21 protein-coding genes and 1 pseudogene are annotated in these 21,788 nt (G+C 69.1%); 15 read left to right on the top strand and 7 right to left on the bottom strand.

Going from position 1 to position 21,788, the window contains the following annotated elements; all coding sequences use genetic code 11:
* Window positions 1-106 precede the first annotated feature (106 nt).
* A complete protein-coding gene (locus tag AA983_RS03340) occupies window positions 107-1,180 on the bottom strand; it encodes an enoyl-CoA hydratase/isomerase family protein (RefSeq protein WP_047311179.1) in 1,074 nt (357 codons plus the stop codon).
* A gap of 94 nt (window positions 1,181-1,274) precedes the next feature.
* On the opposite strand from AA983_RS03340, the gene AA983_RS03335 reads away from it, so the two are divergent.
* Window positions 1,275-2,183, top strand: coding sequence for a glycerophosphodiester phosphodiesterase family protein (locus AA983_RS03335; protein ID WP_231579508.1), 909 nt, complete (start codon window positions 1,275-1,277; stop codon window positions 2,181-2,183).
* A 110-nt stretch (window positions 2,184-2,293) separates the two neighbouring features.
* Here the strand turns inward: AA983_RS03335 and AA983_RS03330 are convergent, their stop codons facing one another.
* Window positions 2,294-2,830 (bottom strand): VOC family protein, encoded by a 537-nt coding sequence (locus tag AA983_RS03330; protein WP_047310720.1) that lies wholly within the window; start codon window positions 2,828-2,830, stop codon window positions 2,294-2,296.
* A 292-nt stretch (window positions 2,831-3,122) separates the two neighbouring features.
* Between AA983_RS03330 and AA983_RS03325 the strand changes: the two genes are divergently transcribed.
* Window positions 3,123-3,485 (top strand): ATP-binding protein, encoded by a 363-nt coding sequence (locus AA983_RS03325; RefSeq protein ID WP_346029488.1) that lies wholly within the window; start codon window positions 3,123-3,125, stop codon window positions 3,483-3,485.
* A 186-nt stretch (window positions 3,486-3,671) separates the two neighbouring features.
* Window positions 3,672-4,565, top strand: coding sequence for a DUF5926 family protein (locus AA983_RS03320; RefSeq protein ID WP_047310718.1), 894 nt, complete (start codon window positions 3,672-3,674; stop codon window positions 4,563-4,565).
* A gap of 156 nt (window positions 4,566-4,721) precedes the next feature.
* On the opposite strand, the gene AA983_RS03315 is transcribed toward AA983_RS03320, so the two are convergent.
* On the bottom strand, window positions 4,722-6,890 hold the full coding sequence (locus tag AA983_RS03315; RefSeq protein ID WP_047310717.1) for a hypothetical protein: 2,169 nt from the start codon (window positions 6,888-6,890) through the stop codon (window positions 4,722-4,724).
* 73 nt (window positions 6,891-6,963) lie between these two features.
* On the opposite strand from AA983_RS03315, the gene AA983_RS03310 reads away from it, so the two are divergent.
* Genes AA983_RS03310 through pheA form a run of 3 tightly spaced genes read left to right on the top strand, consistent with a single transcriptional unit; the run spans window position 6,964 to window position 9,029 of the window.
* Entirely contained in the window at window positions 6,964-7,590 is a 627-nt protein-coding gene (locus tag AA983_RS03310; protein WP_082128657.1) for a TMEM165/GDT1 family protein, read from the top strand.
* 33 nt (window positions 7,591-7,623) lie between these two features.
* Window positions 7,624-8,052 carry a DUF4446 family protein gene (locus tag AA983_RS03305; protein WP_047310715.1) on the top strand — a complete coding sequence of 143 codons (429 nt, stop codon included), beginning with the start codon at window positions 7,624-7,626 and terminating at the stop codon, window positions 8,050-8,052.
* Window positions 8,049-9,029 carry a prephenate dehydratase gene (pheA, locus tag AA983_RS03300; RefSeq protein WP_047310714.1) on the top strand — a complete coding sequence of 327 codons (981 nt, stop codon included), beginning with the start codon at window positions 8,049-8,051 and terminating at the stop codon, window positions 9,027-9,029. Before AA983_RS03305 ends, pheA begins: the two co-directional genes overlap by 4 nt.
* 71 nt (window positions 9,030-9,100) lie before the next feature.
* Here pheA and AA983_RS03295 read toward each other — a convergent pair whose 3' ends face one another.
* The 3 genes from AA983_RS03295 to AA983_RS03285 all read right to left on the bottom strand — a co-directional run bounded on the left by AA983_RS03295 (window position 9,101) and on the right by AA983_RS03285 (window position 12,301).
* The gene (locus AA983_RS03295; RefSeq protein WP_156170139.1) at window positions 9,101-9,247 is read right to left on the bottom strand and encodes a hypothetical protein; all 147 of its coding nucleotides are present in this window, start codon (window positions 9,245-9,247) and stop codon (window positions 9,101-9,103) included.
* 84 nt (window positions 9,248-9,331) lie between these two features.
* On the bottom strand, window positions 9,332-10,750 hold the full coding sequence (locus tag AA983_RS03290; protein ID WP_047310712.1) for a hypothetical protein: 1,419 nt from the start codon (window positions 10,748-10,750) through the stop codon (window positions 9,332-9,334).
* Between the two features lie 147 nt (window positions 10,751-10,897).
* Window positions 10,898-12,301 (bottom strand): hypothetical protein, encoded by a 1,404-nt coding sequence (locus AA983_RS03285; RefSeq protein ID WP_047310711.1) that lies wholly within the window; start codon window positions 12,299-12,301, stop codon window positions 10,898-10,900.
* A gap of 333 nt (window positions 12,302-12,634) precedes the next feature.
* On the opposite strand from AA983_RS03285, the gene AA983_RS03280 reads away from it, so the two are divergent.
* Window positions 12,635-13,804, top strand: a complete 1,170-nt coding sequence (locus AA983_RS03280) for an acyl-CoA dehydrogenase family protein (RefSeq protein ID WP_047310710.1) — start codon at window positions 12,635-12,637, stop codon at window positions 13,802-13,804.
* A gap of 13 nt (window positions 13,805-13,817) precedes the next feature.
* Here the strand turns inward: AA983_RS03280 and AA983_RS03275 are convergent, their stop codons facing one another.
* Window positions 13,818-14,282, bottom strand: a complete 465-nt coding sequence (locus tag AA983_RS03275; RefSeq protein ID WP_047310709.1) for a GNAT family N-acetyltransferase — start codon at window positions 14,280-14,282, stop codon at window positions 13,818-13,820.
* A gap of 59 nt (window positions 14,283-14,341) precedes the next feature.
* Here AA983_RS03275 and AA983_RS03270 point away from each other — a divergent pair, with 59 nt between their 5' ends.
* From AA983_RS03270 to AA983_RS03240, 8 genes and pseudogenes are all read left to right on the top strand, one after another.
* Window positions 14,342-15,358 carry an NADP-dependent oxidoreductase gene (locus AA983_RS03270; protein ID WP_047310708.1) on the top strand — a complete coding sequence of 339 codons (1,017 nt, stop codon included), beginning with the start codon at window positions 14,342-14,344 and terminating at the stop codon, window positions 15,356-15,358.
* An 8-nt stretch (window positions 15,359-15,366) separates the two neighbouring features.
* Complete coding sequence (locus tag AA983_RS03265; protein WP_047310707.1) at window positions 15,367-15,744, top strand: nuclear transport factor 2 family protein; 378 nt, start codon at window positions 15,367-15,369, stop codon at window positions 15,742-15,744.
* 293 nt (window positions 15,745-16,037) lie between these two features.
* Window positions 16,038-16,142 (top strand): annotated as a pseudogene (locus tag AA983_RS15965) (NADP-dependent oxidoreductase); the annotation flags it as partial.
* Window positions 16,143-16,457: 315 nt separating this feature from the next.
* The gene (locus AA983_RS03260) at window positions 16,458-17,423 is read left to right on the top strand and encodes an SH3 domain-containing protein (RefSeq protein WP_047310706.1); all 966 of its coding nucleotides are present in this window, start codon (window positions 16,458-16,460) and stop codon (window positions 17,421-17,423) included.
* A 6-nt stretch (window positions 17,424-17,429) separates the two neighbouring features.
* Window positions 17,430-17,696 carry a M15 family metallopeptidase gene (locus tag AA983_RS03255; protein WP_255352613.1) on the top strand — a complete coding sequence of 89 codons (267 nt, stop codon included), beginning with the start codon at window positions 17,430-17,432 and terminating at the stop codon, window positions 17,694-17,696.
* Window positions 17,697-17,730: 34 nt separating this feature from the next.
* Entirely contained in the window at window positions 17,731-18,987 is a 1,257-nt protein-coding gene (locus tag AA983_RS03250; protein ID WP_047310704.1) for an FAD-binding protein, read from the top strand.
* 87 nt (window positions 18,988-19,074) lie between these two features.
* Window positions 19,075-20,469, top strand: coding sequence for an FAD-binding oxidoreductase (locus AA983_RS03245; RefSeq protein WP_047310703.1), 1,395 nt, complete (start codon window positions 19,075-19,077; stop codon window positions 20,467-20,469).
* Window positions 20,466-21,767 (top strand): cyclopropane-fatty-acyl-phospholipid synthase family protein, encoded by a 1,302-nt coding sequence (locus AA983_RS03240; protein ID WP_047310702.1) that lies wholly within the window; start codon window positions 20,466-20,468, stop codon window positions 21,765-21,767. The genes AA983_RS03245 and AA983_RS03240 overlap by 4 nt, the downstream gene beginning before the upstream one ends.
* Window positions 21,768-21,788 lie beyond the last annotated feature (21 nt).

The raw sequence follows: 21,788 nt of genomic DNA, 5'->3' as shown, positions 1-21,788 counted from the left end.
CATCGGGCACAAGGTGCGCCACTGACGCTTTTACGATCTGTGACCGACGGCCCGGTGTGTGAGCTGCGCAGCTCACACACCGGGCCGTTCGTCACAGGGCGGTTCTTCAGTCGAAGAGGCGCGCGACCTGCTCGTCGCTCATCTCGTCGAAGGACTTCTGCGACCACTGAGGCGCGCGGTCCTTGTCGACGAGCTGCGCGCGCACGCCCTCGACGAAGTCGCCGTGCTCGACGAGGCCGCGGGCGAGGCGCTTGTCCTGTTCGAGCACCTCGTGAACCGAATCCATCGACGCGGCGCGACGCAAAGCCTCGAGGGTCGCCGCCACGGACAGGGGCGAACGCTGAACGAGCAGGTCAGCAGCTTCGCCGGCCGCCGTCTCGTCCGAGTCGCGAAGACGGGCCAGGACGTCCGACGGCGCGCGCAATTGCTCGCCGGAGCCGAAGGCGTCGTCGATCCACGCGCGTTCGCCCTCGAGCGAGGCGTCCCCGCTCGTCGCGAGGCCGGCGACGGCCTCGTTGCGGGTGGCGCCGTCGGCGAGGCGCTCGATGACGGTCGCCCACGACGCCGAGTCGATGACGACGTCCGAGAGCCCGACGTAGCAGGAGTCGCGCCCGTCGACGGTGGTGCCGGTGAGCGCGAGGTAGGCGCCCGTGCCACCGGGTGCGCGCGAGAGGAGGTAGAGAGCGCCTACGTCCGGGAAGAAGCCGATGATCGTCTCCGGCATCGCAACCTTCGTGCGCTCCGTCGCGACGCGCAGACCGGCGTAGGCGGAGATGCCGACGCCGCCGCCCATGACGATGCCGTCCTGGTAACTCACGATGAGTTTCGGGTAGTCGGCGATGGCCGCGTTCATACGGTACTCGCGCTCGAAGAAGCTGAACGTGCGCTCGTGCTGGCCCTCGAGGAAGGCCTCACGGACGCTGCGTACGTCGCCGCCCGCGCACAGGCCGCGTTCGCCGGCGCCCTCGATGGTCACGGCGGTGACGGTGTCGTCGTCACGCCAGGCGTCGAGGCACTCGCGCACGGCGTCGACCATGTCGGTGGTGAGCGCGTTGATCGCCTTCGGGCGGTTGAGCATGATGCGGGCCAGCGAGCCGGTGCGGGCCGCGAGCACCTCGGGCGTGCTCGTGGGGGCGAAGCCGGCCGCGGCAAGTTCTTCGGGAATCTCCTGGGTGCTCATGAGGCTCCTCGTGAAATCGTGGGCGTGTGCCGTCGTCGTCACCCTAGTGGGCGGGCGGTGCGCCCGGTTCGCTCCTCGCGGAAGGATGATCGACGTGCCCGTTCAGCCCCAGCGCCCGGCATTGACGACGCCGACGAAGGTGCTCGCGCACGGGTTTCGGGCGGTACGCCCGCCTGTCGAGCCACTCGACATTCCGACGCTGACGGGCCGGCCGCCGCAGGTCGTGGCCCACCGTGGGGCCTCGCATCACGAGCCGGAGCACACGCTGGAGGCGTACGAGCGGGCCATCGAGGTGGGGGCCGACGCGTTGGAGTGCGACGTACGGCTCACCGCCGACGGGCACCTCGTCTGCGTCCACGACCGCACGGCGAAGCGGACGTCGAACGGCAACGGGGCGATCAGCGCGCTCGAGTTGGCAAAGCTGGAGGAGCTCGACTGGGGGTCGTGGAAGGCGCGCGTCGGCGCCGACGACCTGGAGCTCGCCGACCGGAACGCGTCGCAGATCCTCACGCTGCGTCAGCTGCTGCGGACGACGCTGGCCGCCGGGCGCCGCGTCGACCTCGCCATCGAGACGAAGCACCCGTCGCGGCACGCGGGGAAGGTGGAGGCCGAACTCGCGCGGGTCTTGGCGGATTTCGGGTTGGACACGCACGACCCGGAGCGCACGAACGTGCGCGTCATGTCGTTCTCGCTGCCGGCCGTCACGCGGCTGACGCGGCTCGCGCCCGAGGTGCCGCTCGCGTGGCTCATGGAGGGCGTCATGCCGCAGCGCATCCGTGGCGGACGGCTGCCGAGCGGCATCTCGATCGCGGCGATCAGCGTCGGGATACTGCGCCGCAACCCGGGTCTCGTCGCCGAGCAGCACGGCCGCGGTCACGAGGTGCACGTGTGGACGGTCGACGAACCCGACGACGTCCTGCGCTGTCTGCGCAACGGCGTCGACGCGATCATCACCAACAAGCCTGCAGAGGTCCTCGCCGCCCGGGCGGCGTTCTACGGGTGAGCCCCACTCGCGCGAGATGTCGCGCACGTGGGGCTCAACAGGGGTGAGATTTCCCCACAAGCGCGGGATGTCACGCGAGTGGGGAACCTTGGGTCCGCGGTCCGCTGATCTCAGTCGCGGGGCCTCGGCATCCAGACCTCGGCCTCGGAGTCGTCGGGGTAGTAGTGGCCGCCGGGGATCGTCTGCAGCTCGATGAGCATGCCCCACGGAGCCTTGACGTAGACGCTGCCGTTGCCTTCGGAATCCTCGTAGCGGCTGTTGCCGTGCACCTCGCTCAGCGCCTCGCCGCCCGCGTCGACGAGACGGCGCAGCGACCCTTCGATGTCGTCGCAGTAGAAGCTGATGTGGTTGAGGCCGAAGTCCGCCAGGCCGGCCGCCGGACGCTGCTCGCCGCTGATCTCGAACACCTCGAGCCCCGGCCCCTCACCGATGACGAACATGCGCTGACGGTGGATGGCCGCGCCGCGCAGCAGCCCGAGCTGACACTCCACCTCGGCGCCCTGGCGGGGTTCGTCGTCCGGGGAGAGACCGTCGAAGGCCACCTTCGCGCCGAGACCCTCGACGAAGAAGCGCGTGGCCGCCTCGAGGTCGGGCACGGTGACGCCGATGTGCTGGATACCGCGGGGCAGAGGGGAGTTCGTCGTCATGACTTCGACGCTAGCGACGGCGCCGCCGCTCGACAAAGGGCCCGACGTCCCGTTCCAGCCGGCTGCGTTTCCTGCGGTTGGTGACGGTGCAACGTCACCAACCGCACCGAACGTCACCGTCTACGAAGCGAGCCCGGCAGCGACTGGGCTGCGGCCGCGAGCTCCAGGCGCTACCGGTCGGTTTTTCACTCGCGTGAGAAACTATGCACGGAGCACACCCCCAGGGAGAGGAGTCACCGTGTCGAGTGACGCACGCGTTCGAACTGTCCGCCTCGACTGGAGCCTGGAGTCGGTGCCCAAGATTCGCCACGCGATCGTCGACGACCTCTCCGACGGCACCATCGAGGACGACATCATCAGCGAGTGCGAGATGGTCGTCAGCGAACTCGTCACGAACGCGATCCGCCACGCCAAGCCCCTCGCCGACGGCAGCATCCGCGTGCACTGGAAGGTGCGCGCGCCCCGCGTCGAGGTCGAGGTCACCGACGGCGGCAGCGACGACGTTCCCGTCCCCAAACCCAAGGCCGAGTGGGTCAACGCGGGCCGCGGGCTGCGCATAGTCCGCTCCCTCGCGCACGAGTGGGGCGTCACCGACGAGCGCAACGGCCGCACCGTGTGGGCCAGCCTCGGCGGCCCGAGCCGCCGCCGCGCCTGACGCCCGCCTCCGCCGCCAGGCCGACTTCCTGGCCGGGGCACTTCTCTCGATCTGGCCGCGATATATCGCCCCCGGATCCACACAACGTCCCCGGACACCACGGGTCGACGCCCGCCCATCAGCCGCTGATACCTCGCGCGACGGCGGGGCAAGCACCCCGGCGTCGTCACGCCTAGAATCGTGCCCATGGGTAAGGCTTCACGCCGTAAGGGCAAGGAAAACCGGGTCGCGAAAGACCCCTCGCAGCAGCCGGCGCCGTTCGTCGCGCGCCCCTTCGAGGGCCTCGCGAACGAGACCGACTGGGTCGCCATGCGCGAGATCGTGCCGTCCGCCACCGCGAAGGTCACCTTCGAGGTCGACGGCACCGAGCACGAGGCAATCGTCGCCACCATCCTGCCGATGGCGTGGCCCGGCCTGCGTCGCGAGAGTGGCGAGATGATGGTCGCGCTGCAGACCGGCGGCGGCTCCGGCGACGCCAGCCGTGACGTCGCCGCGCAGCTCATCGCCGTCACGCAGCTCGAGCCGGGGCAGCCGCTCGCCGCGATGCCGCCCGTCAGCGCCGCCACCCCGCGTCTGCAGGACATCCTCACGAGCACCTCGCTCGAGCCCACGGTGCACGACACGTTCGACTTCTGGATTCCCGAGGACCACGAGGTCGGCGAAGAGGCCTCCATCTCGATGGAGGACGCCAACGACTCCATCGCTCCCACCTTCAAACTGCCCGGCGTCGACTCGGCCTACTGGGTGCTCATCGGCGACCGCGCTTTCGTGCGCTGGGTGCTCCCGCAGGAGGAGAACAAGGCCACCGACGCTCTCGCTCGCCTCTCCGCGTCGGGCAAGGGCCGCATGCCGAGCAACGACGACGACGGCCGTCTCCTCGGCGCCTTCCGCGCCTGCGGTGTGCTGACGCCGGTGTGGGAGGTCGTCACCACACGTCTGCCCGAGGAACAGCGCAAGCCGATGCTCGAACTCGCCGCCGCCTACGAGGAGGCCTACGCCTCGCTCGATTCGACGCCGCTCGACGCCGAGGAGCGCCGCGCACGCAACGGCATCGTCTCGCGCCAGATCACGCTTCGCTGAGCGTCGCCACCTGCGCCCCTCGCCCGGTTCGGACGAGGGGCGCAGTGCGTTCGGGGGAACGCGGCGGCGAGGTGACGCGGTGCCAGGTGCGTGCTCGCCGTCAGGGCGCGTTGAGTCCTCAACCCCGCCTCGGCGCGGCACCCTTGAGCGCTCGCGTCACTTCTTCGACGGCAGCCGACCGGCCGCAGGCACGCGGGGCGCCTCGTAGGTGGCCGACGACGTGAGGCGGGCGGCCGTCAGCACGAGCAGGGGGATGACGACGAGGGCGCCGGCGGGCGGGATCGACGTGCCCGAGTCGTTCGCGATGAACCCGAAACCGAGCATGATAATGATGGCGATGAGCCCGTGGCGCAGCATCGGCACACGCACGAAGAGCGGCTGGAGGAAGCGTCCCGGGCCCGTCGGGAAGGCCGTCACGACGACCGCGACGAGCAGCCCGAGGGGCACGAGCCAGTGGAACCAGTGCTGGTTGAGCATGTTCCAGTTCGTGTAGAGGATGCGCTTGACGGGGTTGATCTGCCCGTCGCCGATGAGCCCGGCGAACACGTCGCCGAGGTGGGTTCGCTCCGACTCGCCGCGCAGGTAGTCGAGCCACGCGACGCCGAGGACGAAGACAACACCAGCGAAAGCGGCCGCGATGAGGCGCGTGAACGTGATGCGCCATCCGCGCGCACGCATGGCGAGGTACACGAGCGCGGGCACGAACGCCGCCGAGCCGCCGCCCTCGTTGCCCCACTGCGGCACCCCGTTGACGAGGATCGCGGGCACGCCGATGGCGAGCACCGTGAGCAGCGCCAAACGAGGCCGCTTCATCGCGCGGTAGCGCCCGGCGAGCATCGCGGCCACGAATAGCGCGGACGTCATGAACAGCGCGTACCCGACGTTGCCCATACCGAAGTGACGCCCGCCGTACACCGGCTGCAGGCCGAGCATCGACACGAGTTGCAGGCGCGAACCCTGCACGACGTCCATGGCGAGCGTGACGGCGGTGAACCCCGCGAGGAAAACGGCCGGCCCGGGCGTCCACCTGCGCCACGGCCCGAGGAAGGCGACAATCGCCGTCGGCACGAGCACGACGAGCACGCTCAACCCGTAGCGCACGAGGGCGTGCTCGTGCAGGTACCAGGCGTAGAGGTTCGCGAGGAACGTGGCGACCGGCACGCTGGCGAGGAGCGCGGCCGTCACGCTCCACCACCATCGGTTGAGTCGCCGGGCTCGAGTCACCTGTGGGCTCTCGGCCTCGGCGTCCTTTCGTGACGGCGGCGTCAGGTGGCCGCCGGAAAGCCGTCGCGCCCGCACGAACAGCCCGACTCCCACGAGCGCGAGTGCCAGGGCGATGGAGAACACCCAGGTGAAGAACGGCGCAATGAGGTTGTGCTCGGTGCGCAACAGGGTCTGCATGTTGTGGACCGAGCGGATCGTCGCGGGTGTCGACGTGCGTTCGACCGAGAGGGGCCTGCCCTCACCGAGCGTCGGCGGGTTCGGCACACGTTCGAGGATGAACGCGGAGATGTCGGTCGTCGTCACGAGGCCGGGCTGGCGCGTCCAGCGCGAACGCAGCATGCCTCCGCCGATGTTCGGCCCGTCGAGAATGATGGCGCGCGGCGACTCGGGTCGCTCGTCGTCGGTGAGACCGGTGACGAGGAACGTGGTGTCGATGGGCGCGTTGTCGATGACGTAGCGCAGCTCTGCGTCGTTGCGACTCTCGAGGGAAACGAAGGTCACCGGGCAGGCGCTGAGGGCGTCCTTGGTGAGCGTCGGTGAGTAGTGGCTGACGAAGCCGTCGCGGTTCGCGGCGGCGAGCGTGGCGCGCTCGCCGACGGCGGCGACGCACTGTTGGTCGTCCTCGAGGGTGCTCGCGACGAGGCCCATGCGGGAGGGGATGTTGCGACGGAAGGCGACCTTCGACCACGTGTCCCACTGGTGGAAGGTGTAGGTCTGGGTCGTCGGGTTGTGGACGCCGGTGACGGGCTCGGGGCAGAACGAGTTGGTGCCGGAACTGGACGCCATCGGGGGCCCGTACCCCATGGGAGTGCGGGCGCCGGCGCCCAACGTCACCCACGCCGCGTCGCTGCACGTGTGGGCGCTGATGGCGCGCACGAGTTGGTTGCCGATGGCGCCGTGACCGGCCATCTGCGCCAGTGTCGGAGTGGTCTCCTCGTTGATGTCGCTCCACGTGAGGCCCGGCATGCCGATGACGACGAGGTTGCCGGGCTGAACGCGGTGCGTGGGAGGCCGGTCGCCCTTGATCGTGCTGATGCCGAGCGCCGCTGCCGCGAACGCCAGCGCGGCCGCGAGGACGCTGACGAGCCACCGGCGGAACATCGCTCAAGCATAGGTGTCGGCCCTGAGACGGAGGTGAGTCCCCGGCGGCCCGGCTCGCGTATCGTTGGCCAGCGTGGATATCGCCCTCATGCTGACCGTCTTCACGACGCTGTTCCTCGTGGAACTGCCCGACAAGACGTTCATCGCGACGCTCGTTCTCGCGACGAAGTACCGCCCGTTGTACGTGTGGATCGGTGTGGCGTCGGCGTTCCTCGTCCAGACGGTCGTCGCCGTCGCGTTCGGTGCGGTGCTGAGCAAGCTGCCGGAGACGCCGGTTCACGTCGTCGTCGCGCTGCTTTTCCTCGTGGCCGGCATCCTGCTCATCAAGGGCGCCAAGGACGCTGCCGCCGAGGGCGACGAGGCCGAGGAGGAGTTCGCCGGCAAGGCGAAGCCCGCCGAGGGCCCCAAGGCGATCAGCGCGAGCTTCCTCATCCTCTTCCTCGCCGAGTGGGGCGACCTGTCGCAGCTCGCGACGGCCGGGTTCGTCGCCCGGGGCGGCAACCCCTGGGCCGTCGGCATCGCCGCGTTCACGGCGCTCGCGCTCGTCTCGGGCCTCGGTGCCGCCGTCGGCCGCGCGCTGCTCAACCGCATCAGCCTGTCCACGATCCGCGCTGCGGGCGGTGTCGTCTGCCTCATCTTCGCTGCGCTCATGATCGCCGGGCTCGCGGGCGTCGAGTTCCCGAGCTGGGTACCGGCCTGACGCGGGCTGCCCGAGTTTCCCTAGGCTGAACCAATGCTGATCGCCGCTCTCGCCGTCGCCGCCGTGGCGTGCCTCGTCGCGGTGGTCTCGCTGTGGCGCGTCGTGACGTTGGAACGGCGCTTCCGGGTGCTCTGGGGTGACGGCGACGGCCCGAAGGAGGTTGCGCGAGAACTCGCTTCCGCGCGAAGCGAACTTCGCAGCGCAACCGACGACGCAGGCGACAGCCTCAAGCGTGTGGCGCTCGTGCGTTACGACGCGTTCGGCGACATCGCGGGGCGCCTGTCGTTCTCCGCGGCCCTGCTCGACGACGACGGCGACGGGCTCGTCATCTCGTCGATCCACGCGCGCAGCGAGTCGCGCACCTACGCCAAGAGCATCGAGAACGGGCGGAGCTCGATCGAGCTCACGCCCGAGGAGAAGCAGGCCGTCGCGGCAGCGCGGGCCGGGAAAGAGACACCGTGAGCGCACGCGAGACCTTCGGCTACTTCGGCCCCGAGGGCACGTTCACCCAGGCGGCGCTGCGTCAGTGGCACCACCAGCACAACGATGCTGAGGCCGCCGAGGCGCTGCTGGCAGAGTCGGTGCCCTACGCCACCGTCCCGGCCGCGCTCGACGCGGTGCGCGAGGGTGAGGTCGACGCCGTCATGGTGCCGATCGAGAACAGCGTCGAGGGTGGCGTGAGTTCGACGCTCGACGCCCTCAACTCGGAGGACTCCGAGGGCACGCTGCGGCTCGTCGGCGAGGTGCTCGTGCCGATCACGTTCGTCCTGGCGGTGCGCCCCGGCACGCGTGAGGACGCGATCACCGGCGTCGGCTCGCACTCGCACGCGTGGCCGCAGGTGCGCGGGTGGATGACGAAGAACCTGCCGGGGGCCACGTACGTGCCCACGCTGTCGACGGCGGCCGCGGCGCAGGGTCTCGCGCGCGGTGAGTTCGGCCAGTACCAGGCGGCCGTCTGCGCGCCGATGGCCGCGCAGGTCTTCGGTCTGGAGACGCTCGCCACTGACATCGGTGACAACGTCGGGGCCGTGACGCGCTTCGTCCTCGTCAAGCGTGCCCGTGGGCGGGACGGGGGAAGCTCGACGCCGGAGCCGACCGGCCACGACAAGACGACGCTCGTGCTCTACCAGCACGACGACCGCCCCGGTGGTCTGCTCGAACTGCTCGAACAACTCGCCACGCGCGGCATCAGCATGACGCGCCTCGAGTCGCGCCCGACCGGTGCGGCGATGGGCAGCTACTGCTTCTCCATCGACGTCGACGGGCACGTCGCGGACGAGCGCGTCGGCGAGGCGCTCATGGGCCTGCAGCGCGTTGCCGCGCAGGTCCGCTTCCTCGGTTCCTACGCGCGCGCCGACCGCCGTCCGGTCGACGTCCGCCCGGACGCGAGCGACGAGGCCTACGTCGCTGCCCAGGAGTGGCTCGACTCCCTGCGCTGACGCACAGATGTGACGAAAGGGGCTGCCGCAGTGTCGAACTGCGGCAGCCCCTTCTCGTCGGATCGGTCGGCTCAGCCGGCGTCCTCGGTCTCGACGACGTCGTCGTTGGCGTTGCCCTCGAGGTCGGAGCCCGTCTGCTCGTCGACGGCCTCGTCGGCGTCGGGCGTCGGCGTGTCGGCCACGTCGGAAGCGTTCTTGTCGTTACCCATGTCGCTCATGGCGTCCTCCTCGTGCGTCGTACAGGTCGATTCCTGTTCTACGCCCTCGCCGTCCACGCGTCCAGCATCTCCACCCCGCGGGGGTCAGCGGCGCGTGCGGTAGCGCGGATCGACGAAGGGCGCGTCGTGGTCGGCGAGCCAGCGCAGCACCTGCGGCGCCACCTGCGGGTCGCTGCGCACGAGACGGTCGTGGACGTCACGCAGGTCGCCGTCGATACCGAGCCCGGCGATGATCTGCAGCACGGCGAGGGTGCAGCGGAAGACCTGCAGCCAGCGCTCGTCGGGTTCCGGGGAGAAGGTCACGGGCAGGGAGAAGACGCGCACGTTCCCGGTGAGTTCCTCCGCGCGCGCCACCATGGTGTCCCGCTGACGGCGCAGTTCGTCGAACTCCGAGGACACCTCGTCGACGGGGCGTCCCCCGCCGAGACGCCCGGGCGGGAACTGCGCGGTGTGCAGGAGGGAGGCGTCGTCCTCGACGAGGCAGATCTGCACGAGCTGATTCGTGACGCGTCCCTGTGCGTCGCGGAACGGTGCGTACGGGTTGTCGCCGGAAAGGATCGAGCCGTGGTGCGACCAGACGCGCCGCGTCGGCGTCGCCGCGGACAGGAAGTTGTCGTGGATGTCGTTGCGCAGGTGGTCGCTGCGGTACGGGTCCTTGACGAGTTCGCGCGCCAACTCACGCGTCGTCGTGAAGCCGTAGCCGAGCACCATCGCCACGAGGGCGCCGACGTCGTCGGTCCACGGCGTCGTCGTGACGGAGGTGACGACGACGGCCGGAACGCCGTCGTGGGCGCGGTGCACGATGCCGGGGCGGGGGCGACCGACGTACTGGACGGCCCACGGCGACAACGTCACCGGGGGAGCGGCGTCGGCTGCGACCGCGAAACGCGGCGTCCGTCGACTGACGACGGCGAACGAGTCCTGCAGAGCGTCGGCGAGCCCGGGATGGTCGATCGGCTTGGGCGCGGGACGGTCGGGCTGCGGTTCACGCAGATCGATGCGGTCCGACACGTGCATCGGGTAACCGCGCGGCCCCTCGAACACCGGGAGGACGGCGGCACCGAGGCCGCTCTCCATCGCCCTGCGCACGATGTTGACGACACCTTCGTCGGCCGTGGCGCTCGCGAGGGTGCTCTGGGCGTCGGTGATCTTCGCGCGGATGGTCTGCAGCCGGTAGGCCGCCTCGATGAGTTCCGAGTGCTCCGGTGCGGCCTCGAGGATTCCCATGGCGCGCGGCAGGTACGTCGGGTCGTACGGTGCGTTCCCGGCGGGGTCGTTGCTCATGCCGAGAATGCGGCCGATCACCTTGAGTGACTGCAGCGGCGGCGACGTGGAGTGCCGCCAGCGCTTGATGATCTGTTCGGTGATGGGCGCGGAGAGGCCGGCGTCATCGGCGTCGGCGTTGATCGCGTCTGCGAGGGCCTTGTTCGTGTACCTGCGCAGTTCCATCCAATGCTTGAGTTCGGAGCGGAAGATGTCCCAACTCGCGTCGTGTGCAGCCATCCGTCGAAGGTGCTCCTGGTGGTAGAGGAGAAGGATCCGGGGGCGGGGTGGCGCAGCATGGAGGCGCCGTCGTCTCGCGCTTCGACCTCGAGAAGCAGGTCGAATGTTCAATCTACGGCACAGCGTTGCCAGATTTCCGGTGAAACTTCAGCCGAGATGGTGCGACGACGAGAAGGTCTCGCTGACGAGCGGCGAGCCGTGGTCGGCCAGCCATCGCAGGATCGTCGGCGCGATGTCCGGTTCGTCGCGCGCGAGTCGTTCGTGGATGGGGTACAGGTCGACGTTCACGCCCAGCTCGTGGAGGCGGTGCGTCACGAGCAGCACGGTCTGGAAGACCTGCTCCCAGCGGTCCGAGGCGTCGGTCAGCAGTTCGACCGGCACGGTGACGACGCGGTGGCGCACCTGCTGCATGGTCGGGGAGTCGAGGCGGCTGGCGGCTTCGTCGCGGTCGCGCTTGGCGAGCACGGCTGCCTCCTCCTCGGTGGTGCCGAGCTGCTCGGCGAGCCAGTCGCTCTCGTGGTCGAGGACGGCGTCGGTCTCGATGAGGCGGACGTGGACGAGCGAGGAGGCGACGGCGCCGCTGGCGTCGGTCCAGGGCGCGCCCGGGTTGTCGCTGGGCAGGCCGGCGGCGTGGTGTGACCACACGTGACGCGCGGGCGCCTGGGTGAGGAACTGCTCGTGCACGTCGTTGCGCAGTGCCTCGGTGGCGAACGGGTTGCGCGTCAGTTCGCGAGCGATCTCGCGGGTGCTGACGAAGCCGTAGCCGAGAACCCAGGCGAGCATCGAGGCGACGTCGTCGACCCATGCTCGGGCCGTCTGCGCCGACACGGCGATCGACGGCACGGCGAGGTGCAGCATGTGCCCGCTGCGCGTCGAGGGGCGCCCGATGTGCGGGATGGCCCAGTGCTCCTGCGTCGCGAGGTCGTCGGGTTGGGTGCTGAATCGTGGGCCGAGCTCGCCGGGCACGGCGAAGTTCTCGACGAAGAGCGAACGCATCGCGGGGACGTCGTCGATGCTGCCGAGGCCCGGGCGCGCGGGGCGGAAGTCGATGCGGTCGGAGACGTGCATCGGGTAACCGACAGGGCCGGCCCACACGGGGTAGACGGCCGCGGCGTAGCCGTGCGACATCGCCGTCTGGACGAGGCGGCCGGCGCCGCTTCGTGCCGAGTGTTCGCCGAGGGAGGCACGCACGTCGAGCAGACGCAGACGCAGCTCCTGCAGGCGGAAGCTGGAGTCGACGAGTTCACCCGTCGTCGCGGGCTCGTCGAGCAGGCCCATGCGGCGCAGGATGAAGGTCGGGTCGTGCGGAGCGGCACCCGTCGGGTCGTCGCTCATCTCGAGGATGGCGGCGATGTGGCGAACCGCGGCCAGGGGCGGCGCGGTGGAGTGGCGCCAACGCTTGACCACGTGCTCGTCGAGGTTGACGTCGCTCGACGCCCCGAGGGCGTCGTTCAGCTTCATTGCGAGCGCGCGGCTCGTGAAGTGACGCAGTTCCATCCAGTGACGCAGTTCGCTACGGAACGCGTCCCATCCGGCGTCGTGGCTCGCCATCGGTGTCGACTCCTTCGTGCCGCCCTCCCGGGCGACGTCCTGCGTAGACGCGAGAGTTCTCTCGTGTCGACACTTCGCAACCTGGCGGTTGCAACGTGTTTCAAAAGCGGTGGCTGCGTGGCGATTTTGCAACCTTCGCTCCCGTGTGCACCCCTGCAGGCGAGATCGTAGCCGAACGCTTGTCTCAGACGCACCGAACTGGGCGATATTCGACGCTGTTTTTCGCCCTTCGGTTTGAATTTCGGTCGACAGGTTCGGCGGGGGCGAACGCCCGCCGTACATATGAGGTGCGGCACACTGGGGGCACCGCCCGTCAGCTCGAAAGGATCAGGCATGAGCCCCACCGCGCCGCTGCCCTACCGATCGCCGTGGATGAACGAGGAACTCGACGATCTGCGCACCCTCGCCCGACGTTTCTGCGAGGACGAACTCGCCGCGCACATCGACCGTTTCCACGAGCAGCACGCCGTGGACCGCGAGGTGTGGACGAAGGCCGGTGAGCTCGGGTTGCTGGGCCTGTCGATCCCCGAGGAGCACGGCGGCGGGGGCGGTACGTTCGCCCACGAGGCCGTCGTCGCGCTGGAGCAGGCACGCGCCGGTGACGACTCGTGGGGCTTTGTCGTGCACTCGATCATCGTGATGCACTACGTGCTCGCCTACGGCACGGAGGAACAGAAGAAGCGGTGGCTGCCGAAGATGTGCACCGGCGAGATGGTCGGCGCCGTCGCGATGACGGAGCCCGGCGCCGGTTCGGACCTCAAGCGTGTGCGCACCCGCGCGGTGCGTGACGGCGACGACTTCGTCGTCAACGGGTCGAAGACGTTCATCACGAACGCCGGCCACGCGGACCTCATCGTCGTCGTGGCCCGCACCGGCGAGCGTGACCCGAAGGCCGGGCACAAGGGCATTTCGCTGCTCGTCGTCGAGACCGACGGCCTTGAGGGCTTCGAGCGCGGACGTGTGCTGCAGAAGATCGGCCAGCACGGCCAGGACACCCGCGAGCTGCACTTCACCGACATGCGCGTTCCGGTCGAGAACGTTCTCGGCGAGGAGGGCCGCGGTTTCTACCACCTCATGGAGCAGCTGCCGCAGGAGCGCCTCGGCCTGGCGTGCACGGCCGTCGGTTCGGCGGAGCTCGCCATCGAGTTGGGCGTCGAGCACGCGAAGTCGCGCGAGATGTTCGACGGCGTGCTCATGGACCTGCAGAACACGCGCTTCGTCCTCGCCGAGTGCTCGACGGACGTACTCGCCGCCCGCACACTGCTCGACCACTGCATCGGGTTGCACGTCAACGGAGACCTCGACTCCGCGACGGCCTCGCGGGCGAAGTTCTGGACCACAGACGTGCAGTGCAACGTCATCGACCGGGTGCTGCAGCTCTTCGGCGGCTACGGCTTCATGTCCGAGTACCCCATCGCCAAGATGTACGCCGGGGCGCGCATCCAGAAGATCTACGGCGGCGCCAACGAGGTGATGAAGGAGCTCGTCGCGCGCTCGCTGTAGCCCGTTGCGGACGTCAGTGGTGGTCGCGCAGGTGCAGGGCGTAGCGGACGGAGCGGCCGGTGTCACGGGCCTGCTCGAACCCGCGCGATTCGTAGAGACGGTGGGCGTAGCCGTTGTCGGCCTCGGTCTCGACGATGACGGCGTGGGCTCCGTTGTCGCGGGCCGACGTCACGAGAGCGTCGACGAGGCCACCGCCGACGCGACGTCCGCGGGCGGCGCCGTCGACGAAGAGGTCGGTGAGGATCCACTCGTGGGCGAGGCGGATGGAGTCGAACGCGCGGTAGGCCTGGGCGAAGCCGACGACGCGGTAGCCGTCGCGGGCGACGAGGACGAGCGACTGGCCACCGGCCACGCGCTCCTCGAGGAAGGTGCGGGCGTCGTGCGTCGGGGCCTTGCCGTAGAAGCTGCGGTACTGCTCGAAAAGGCTTGCGACGTCGTCGATGTCGGCCTCGGTGGCGTACGAGATCTCGATGGTCATGGTTCCATCTTGCGCCATGCGGCCAGGGGGTTGTCAGGGGTGTGTGACAAGGTGAGGGCATGACTTTCGACAAGGCCCGCATCATCGTTCTCGCGTCGCGCCCGGAGGGTGCTCCGACGGTCGACAACTTCCGTCTCGAGGAGCGCGAACTGCCCGCGCTCGGTGACGGTGAGCTGCTCGTGCGCAACGTCGTGATGAGCGTCGACCCGTACATGCGTGGGCGCATGAACGACGTGAAGTCGTACGTTCCGCCGTTCCAGATCGACGAGCCGCTCGACGGTGGCGCGGTCGGTGAGGTCGTCGAGTCGCAGGCTGACGGGTTCGCCGCGGGGGACCTCGTGCTGCACGGTCTCGGTTGGCGCGACCTCGCGGTCGTCCCGGCGAAGGGCGCGCGCAAGGTGGAGCGGGAGATCGACGGCGTCGAGATCTCGCCGTCCACGTACCTCGGCGTGCTGGGCATGCCGGGCATCACCGCGTACGGCGGCCTGCTGCGCACGGCCGAGTTCAAGCCGGGCGACGCGGTCTTCGTCTCGGGCGCGGCGGGTGCCGTCGGTTCGCTCGTGGGGCAGATCGCGAAGCTCGAGGGCGCGTCGCGCGTCATCGGTTCGGCCGGTTCGCCGGAGAAGGTGGAGCGCGCCAAGGAGAGCGGCTTCGACGCGGCGTTCAACTACAAGGACGGCGACGTGCGTCGTCAGCTCAAGGACGCGGCGCCCGACGGTATCGACGTGTACTTCGACAACGTGGGCGGCGACCACCTCGAGGCGGCCATCTCGGCCCTCAACCTCAACGGGCGCATCGCGATGTGTGGCGCCATCGCGCAGTACAACTCGGCAGAGCCGCCAGCTGCGCCGCGCAACCTGGCCCTCATGATCGGAAAGCGCCTCACGATGCGCGGGTTCATCCAGGCCGACCACCGCGACCTCGTGCCCGAGTTCCAGGAGAAGATGGCGCGCTGGATCGGCTCCGGCGAGGTCACGTGGGACGAGACGGTTGTCGAGGGGCTCGAGAACGCGCCGCAGGCGTTCATGGATCTGCTCACCGGCGGCAACACCGGCAAGATGGTCGTCACGATCTGAGGCCCACCGTGTCGAACCTGAGCGAAGAACGCCTCGTCACATTGGAGCACCGCGGTTGGCAGGCGCTGTGTTCGCGCACGGGTGCTGACTTCTACGGCCGCCTTATGACCGATGACGGCGTCATGCTCCTGGCGGGCGGGCTCCTGCTCGATCGCGGCGGGGTGGTCGAGTCGCTCGACGGCGCGCCGCCGTGGTCGATGTACGAGCTCAGCAACGTGAAGCTGCTACCCCTCGGCGCATCGGCTGCCGCGCTGACGTACCGCGCCACGGCACGTCGCGGGGACGACGAGCCGTTCACCGCGCTCATGACGAGCGTTTATCGGCTCGTCGACGACGAACCGCGCCTGGCGCTCTACCAGCAGACAGTTGCGCCGCTGCACTCGTGAATCGGGTTAATGCGTCGCATGGGCAGTAGCGCTGTCTCGCTACTGCTCCGATGAAGGTTCCGAGGGCCGCCACGACATCCCGAAGTCGCGTGCCAGGCGAACCGCTTCCGATCCCAGAGGTGACGCTCGGCGGAGGAGCGTTCCGCGGCGGCCGAACGCAGTTCACGGGAGCACGCGGGTCGACCTCGTCGTTCGGGCTGGGCTCCTAGGTCTCGAATCGGGTGGTCAGTTCGTCGGCGTGCTCCAGAATCTTGTCAACTGAGCGGGGCATCTTCGTCACCTCGCAATGTCTCGTGACCGAAGACGAGACGGTTGTCGAGGGGCTGGAGAACGCGCCGCAGGCGTTCATGGATCTGCTCACCGGCGGCAACACCGGCAAGATGGTCGTCACGATCTGAGGCCCGCCAGCCATGGGTGTCGACACGAACTTGTCACCGGGGGCTGTCTGAAGGATTCGTGCGCTTCGGGCTGATTGTCGGTGCAGGGGGTATAACGTCACGCCAAGAGCGAGATCTCCGTCACGCACCGTGGCGGCAACGTCTTCCACGGGGGCGTCGAAGATCGGTGCCTTCGGGCATCGCGCAGCGTCGTGTGGGCGACTCTGTGGTGGCCGGGATTCTCGGCGCTCGCGCTGCCTGACGAGCCCGTCGTCCGTCGCCGGCCACCACCTCGGTCGCCTCGCGAGCGGGCATGCCTGAATCCTGGAGAACTGCATGATCCTCGCCAACCCCCGCAGCTTCGTTGTGGCCGTGACGCTCGCCCTCGGGGGCACGGTCGCGGGGAGCGCCGCCGTCAGCCTCGCGGCGCCCGCCGCGACCTCCACCACGGTGACCCGCTCCACGTTCCAGACCACGAATGTGCGCACGAGCCCGGCCACGAGCTCCGTCCTCGTCGGCAAGATGCCCGTTGGCACCACGGTCACCGGCACGCTTTCCAACGGCTGGGTCAAGATCAGCACCCCCAGCAAGTACGCGGGCAAGTACGTCAAGGACAGCGTTCTCGCGAAGACGACGGCCACTGCCCCGCCGGCCAAGAAGCCGAGCCTCCCCGCGCCGACCGGCACGCCGGCCTGGGTCGGGTACGCCAAGACCTACCTGTACAACAGCGCCGGAACCCAGCTGACCACGATCCCCGTGAACACCAAGGTCACCGGCAAGATTGCCGGCACGAAGCTGTTCAAGATCACCGGCGGGCCCTACAACGGCAAGTACCTGCGCAACATCGACCTGCTGTGGACCGACCCGCTCCGGTCCGGGCCCACCGCACTCGGCACGAACAAAGCGCCCGTCGGCATCACCGTCACCCGGTACGTCATCACGAACCGCGACCCCATCGCGGTGCGCTCGGCGGCGACGACGCACTCCAAGCTCGTGGCGTACATCCCGAAGGGCACCGCACTCAAGGGCAAGTACGTGAGCGACGACTGGTTCAGGATCACCTCCGGCGCTCACACGGGTCGCTACGTCTCGTCGGCCCTCATCTACGCGACCAACACCATGTCCGCGTACAACGGCGTCGCGAAGAAGAACGACATGTGCGCCCTGCCCTCTTGGACCCAGACGAACTGGGCCCCCACGCAGCCCCGGTTCCTGGCGTGCCCGGCCGCGAAGTCGTTCGTCGAGATGAACGCGGCCTTCCGCGCTCAGTACGGCTACGACATCAAGATCGGCGAGGCCTAACGCGACCTGACGACGCAGCAGAAGTACGCCGGCTTCCTCGGATACCCCCGGGCTGCCCGGCCGGGCACGTCCAACCACGGGATGGGCGTGGCCATCGACCTGGAGACCCGCAGCAGCAGCGCCATGTCCGGCACTCCGTATCGCTCCGGCTTCGGTGGCCCGTACGACACGTGGATCACCGCTCACGGCAAGGAGTACGGCTGGGACCGGCCCGCCTACCTCGACCGGAACGGCTCGAATCCCGAGTCCTGGCACTACAACTTCATCGGCTGACCTCACCCTCGGCCCGCGGGTATAGCGTCGTTTCATGAGCGAGATCCCCGTGACGAACTGGGCCGGAAACGTCGTCTACGAAGCCAGTGAGCGCCTCGCGCCCACGAGCGTCGAGCAGGTGCAGGACGCGGTGCGCGCGGCTCGAGCGTCGGGCAAGCGGCTGCGGGTCGTCGGAACCCGGCACTGCTTCAACGGAATCGCCGACACCGACGGCGTCCACGTCACCCTGCGCGACCTGCCGCGCCGCGTCGAGGTGACGAACGAGGGCAGTGCGTGGGTCGACGGCGGCATCACCTACGCCGAGGCGAACGCGGCGCTCGCCGAGCACGGGTTGGCGCTCGCGAACCTCGCGTCGCTGCCGCACATCACCATCGCGGGCGCCATCGCGACGGCGACGCACGGCTCGGGCGTCACGCAGCCGAGCCTTGCGTCCGCGGTGCGTTCCCTCACGCACGTCACGGCCGACGGCGATCTGCGCATCGTGCGTCGCGGTGACGCAGGTTTTGCGCACTACCCCGTGCACCTGGGGCTGTTCGGGCCGATCGTCGAGCTCGAACTCGACGTCGTGCCCGCGTTCGAGATCGCGACGACGGTGTACGAGGGCCTCGACTACGCGGCCGCCGTCGAGCACTTCGACACGCTCGTCGGCGAGCTGTACTCGTTCAGCCTCGCCCCGAACTGGCAGGACGGTGGTCGCGCGCTCCTGTTCGCCAAGCGTCGCGGCGGTGACGCCGCGACGGCTGAGATCCTCGGAGCCCGCGCCGCCACGAGTGCGCGTCATCCCTCGCCGGATGCCGACCCCGTGGCCGTCACGGAGCAACTCGGAGTGGCCGGGCCGAGCTACGAGCGCCTCACGCACTTCCGCTCCGAGTTTGAGCCGAGCGTGGGGGAGGAGGTGCAGTCGGAGTACCTCGTGCCGCGCGAGCACGCCGGTGCTGCCCTGTCAGCGCTGCCGCAGTTCGCCGACGTCTTCGCCACGTTGGCGCACTCGATGGAGATTCGCGCCGTCGCCGGTGACGACCTGTCGCTCAGCCCGATGCGCGGCGCGGACGTCGTCGCGGTGCACATCACGTGGCACCGCGACCCGGACGCCGTCATGCGCTTCCTGCCTCGGTTGGAGGCTGCGCTCGAGCCGTTCGACGCGCGCCCGCACTGGGGCAAGCTCTACGCCACGTCGCGCGAGCGGATGCTCGAACTCATCCCGGCGCTGCCGGAGGTGGATGCCGAGGCGCGCGGTCTCGACCCCGACGGGATGTTCCGCAACGCGTGGAGCGAAGCCCTGTTCGGGTAGACACCCCAGGGCGTGAGCACCGTCTCATCCGCGGGAGGTCGCGGATAATCTAGGGCCGGGTGTAGCGTCAGAACGTGAGGTACATCGATGTTCAATAGAAATTCTCAGACCGCGCGTCCGGTCGGAGTCGAGGCTCACGAGCGGGCTGTTTCGCGCCTGCGAGAGTCCTTCGCCGCGCTCGGCCCGGATGAGACGGTGCGCCTCGCGAAGAAGACCTCGAACCTCTTCCGTCCGCGTGAGCGCGCCACCCGCGGGCTCGACGTCGAGGGCCTCGCCGGCGTCATCAGCATCGACGCCGAAGCGCGCACGGCCGACGTCCAGGGCATGTGCACGTACGAGAACCTCGTCGACGTCACGCTTCAGCACGGCCTCATGCCGTTCGTCGTGCCGCAGCTGCGCACCATCACGCTCGGCGGTGCGGTGACGGGCCTGGGCATCGAGTCGACGTCGTTCCGCAACGGGCTGCCGCACGAATCCGTCCTTGAGATGGACGTGTTCACGGGGGAGGGCACGATCGTCACGGCGACGCCGACGAACGAGCACGCCGACCTCTTCCGGGCCTTCCCGAACAGCTACGGCAGCCTCGGCTATGCGACGCGCCTGCGCATCGAGCTCGCGCCGATCGGCGACCTCGTCGAGACCCGCAACGTGCGCTTCGACTCCGCCCGGGCGATGACGGAGGCGATCGATCGCATCGTCGCGGACGAGGTGTGGGAGGGCGAGCGCGTCGACGGCCTCGACGGCATGATCGTCTCGCCGGGCGAGTGCTACCTCGTCCTCGCGAACTTCTTCCCCGACGTTCGCCGTCACCCGAGTGACTACACGGGCCAGCGCATCTTCTACCGCAGCATTGAAGAGCTCGATCGCGACACCCTCACGGCGCACGACTACATCTGGCGCTGGGACACGGACTGGTTCTGGTGCTCCAACGCGTTCGGTGTGCAGAACCCGACGGTCCGCCGGCTGTGGCCGAGCAAGTACCGCCGCAGCGACGTATTCCACCGCATTGTCGGCTTTGAGAACCGCTACGGCGTGGCCGCGAAGATCGACTCGATGCGCGGCGAGCTACCGCGTGAGCGCGTCGTCCAGGACGTCGAGGTGCCGCTCGAGGAACTCGTGAACTTCATGCCGTGGTTCGACGAGCACGTCGGCATGACGCCGGTGTGGGTCTGCCCGCTGCGGTTGCGCGGCGATCAGGCGTGGCCGCTGTACCGGCTCGAGCCGAACCGCACGTACGTCAACGTCGGGTTCTGGGGCACGGTGGCCATCGAGCCCGGCCGCGCGGACGGCGACGTCAACCGCGACATCGAGGCCGTGCTGCCCACGATGGGCGGTCACAAGTCGCTGTACTCCGACGTCTACTACGACGCTCAGACCTTCGAAGACCTCTACGGCGCGGACGAATACCGCCGTATGAAGTCGATGTACGACCCCTCGGGACGACTGCCCGAATTCGCAGACAAGGTAAGGACCCACGCATGACCACGCCGACCGGCGCACCCCTCGTTCAGCAGGCCGTCACCGCGGTGCTCGAGGAGCCGCTGCCGATGCGCCTCACCGCGTACGACGGCACCGACGTCGGGCCGAAGGACGCTGCGATCCAGCTGCGGATCGAGAACGAGGAGGGGCTGCGCTACCTCCTCACAGCGCCCGGCGACCTGGGGCTCGCTCGCGCTTACCTCACGGGCACGCTGACGGGGACGGGCTTCTTCGAGGGCGACCCGTACGAGGTGTTCAGCCTCATCAAGCGCGATCTGCGCGTGAAGGATCTGGGCAAGCGTGACGCGGCGTCGGTGCTCGCGCCGATCGTCAAGGCGCTGGGGACGAAGGCGCTCAAGCACCCGCCGTTGCCGGAGATCGAGAGCCAGCCGCGCTGGAAGCGTCACCTCGCGAAGGTGAACCCGATGTCGCGGGCGGCCGATTCGATCAGCTACCACTACGACGTCTCGAACGCGTTCTACGAGAAGGTGCTCGGCCCGTCGATGGCGTACACGTGTGCCGTTTACGACGCGGCGACGGATTCGCTGGAGGAGGCGCAGGAGCGCAAGTTCGCGCTCGTCGCGGACAAGCTCGACCTGCAGCCGGGCGATCGGTTGCTCGACGTCGGCTGCGGCTGGGGCGGCATGGCGATCCACGCCGCGCGCGAGCGTGGCGTGAGCGTGCTCGGGGTGACGCTGAGCCGCGAGCAGGCGGAGTGGGGTCAGCGCGCGGTGCGCGAGGCGGGCCTGGAGCACCTCGTCGAGATTCGCCACAGCGACTACCGCGACGCCACGGAGACGGGCTTCGACAAGGTGAGCTCGATCGGTCTGACGGAGCACATCGGCGTGAAGAACTACCACGACTACTTCACGTTCCTGCACTCGAAGCTGCGTGACGGCGGGCGTCTGCTCAACCACTGCATCACGCGTCGTGACGACACGGCGTCGGCGCGCCCGGAGCCGTTCACGGACCGCTACGTGTTCCCCGACGGTGAACTGGCCTCGCCGGGGCGCCTCATCGCGGAGTGCCACGACGCCGGGTTCGAGGTGCAGCACGACGAGAACCTGCGCCTGTCGTACGCGCACACGCTGGCCGCGTGGTGCCGCAACCTCGAGGCGAACTGGGAGTTCTGCGTCGGCGAGGCCGGCCTGCCGACGGCGCGCGTGTGGGGCATCTACATGGCCGGCTCGCGCCTGGCGTTCGAAGAGGGCTGGCTGCACCTGCACCAGGTGCTCGCGACGAAGACGACGGAGAACGGCGACAACGGCGGCTACCCCCTCGGCTCGCACTGGAAGGGCTGAGCCTTCTCGTTCGGCTGCTTG

The organism is Dermacoccus sp. PE3, from assembly GCF_001021715.1.
Classification (GTDB): Bacteria; Actinomycetota; Actinomycetes; order Actinomycetales; family Dermatophilaceae; genus Dermacoccus; species Dermacoccus abyssi.
The sequence above is the reverse complement of the archived record's forward strand: the minus strand, read 5'-3'. Positions and strand labels throughout refer to the sequence as shown.